Below are 1418 nucleotides of genomic sequence, written 5' to 3'. Positions count from 1 at the left end.
CTGGGTTGTCGGCGGCGCCTCTGCGTTCACGCGGGTTGGGTGTCCGGGGCGGCGTGTCAGGTCGACGCGCGGTCAGTCTGATATTCGCGGGTTGGGTACCGCAGGGCGGTGTTTCGGCTGGGGCCTTCGCGCTGCTCTGAGGTCGAGCGTGGCCACGGTTGTTGGCTGCTCACAGTCGAGTAGCGGGTTGCCCCACGCGCTGCGTCCGGTCCTCGCGGGCGTGAACGGGTTTGGGGTGTTAGTCGTCCATGACGGCCAGGGACCAGCACCAGCCGGACAGCTCGCGGGCGATGGCGGTGCAGGCCACGGTGTGCTTCTTCTTGCGGGCGTCCAGGGTGACCCAGCGCGCGTGCAGGCGCCGGTTGCCGGCGTCGGCGCGGGCCACGACCGGCGCGGGTGCCGCGGCCCACCGCTCGAGCATCGTCTTGCCGCGTCGGTAGGCGGGCTTGTGGTGCCAGGCGGCTTCAGTGAGCAGCCGCCGGGCGTGGGTGTTGCCGGTCTTGGTGACCCCACCTTGGTTGCGCTTGTCACCGCTGGAGCGTTCGGTGGGGACCAGCCCCAGGTAGGAGCCGATACTGGCCCCGGACAGTCGGTGCCAGTCGCCGATCTCGACCGCGAGGGCGAACCCGGTCAGGGTGGAGATCCCGCGCAGGCAGCACAGCCTTCGGGTCACCGCGGTGAACTCGCTGTCGGCGGCCATCACGGCGATTGCCGCGTCGAGCCGGTCGCGGCGGGCCGCGGTGAGCTGGACCTGCTCGTAGTCCGCGTCGAACGCTGCCGCCGTGCCGGCCTGGTCGAACCGGATCCGGCGCAGCCACGCGTCGTGCGCGCCGGTCCATGCCTTGCCGCCGTAGTAGACGTGGCCGTGGCGCAGCAGCAGCTTGGACACCCGGTGCCGGGCCCGCATCAGATCACCGCGCACGTCCTCACGGGCGCGCACCAGGTCCCGGGCGGCTTCCTGGGGCATCGTGGGGACCTGCACCGGCACGATCTCACCCAGGCGCAGCAGCCGCGCCAACAGCACCGCGTCCCGAGCGTCGGTCTTGACCCGGTCCCCGGCCGGACGCAGCAGCTTGGACGGTGCCGCCACCTCGCAGCGCAACCCCACCGCGCTGACAGCCCGGGCCAAACCGAACCCGGTCGGGCCGGCCTCGTAGGTCACCGCGACCGGCCCCGGCAGGCGCAACAACCAGCCGATGACCACCTCCGGGTCCGGGACCAGTCGCTCCTGCACGACCTCACCAGTCACACCGTCGATCGCCGCAGCGACCACTGATCGTGCGTGCACATCCAACCCAACGCTCGTACGCTCGATGAACACCGGGGCCTCCTCCACACCTGTCGGATAGGCCGGGCAAGGCCACTTCCTCGTCCGGTAACCCACGAACATGTGTCAGCGAGGCCCCGGCCCGCAACCA

Annotated in this window: 1 protein-coding gene; it reads right to left on the bottom strand. The window is 71.2% G+C overall.

The window, feature by feature from the left end; all coding sequences use genetic code 11:
* Window positions 1-238 precede the first annotated feature (238 nt).
* The gene (locus tag ACYVDO_RS19665) at window positions 239-1321 is read right to left on the bottom strand and encodes an IS110 family RNA-guided transposase (protein ID WP_460939085.1); all 1083 of its coding nucleotides are present in this window, start codon (window positions 1319-1321) and stop codon (window positions 239-241) included.
* Window positions 1322-1418: the final 97 nt, after the last annotated feature.

This window comes from Phycicoccus ginsengisoli, assembly GCF_054779295.1.
The sequence above is the reverse complement of the archived record's forward strand: the minus strand, read 5'-3'. Positions and strand labels throughout refer to the sequence as shown.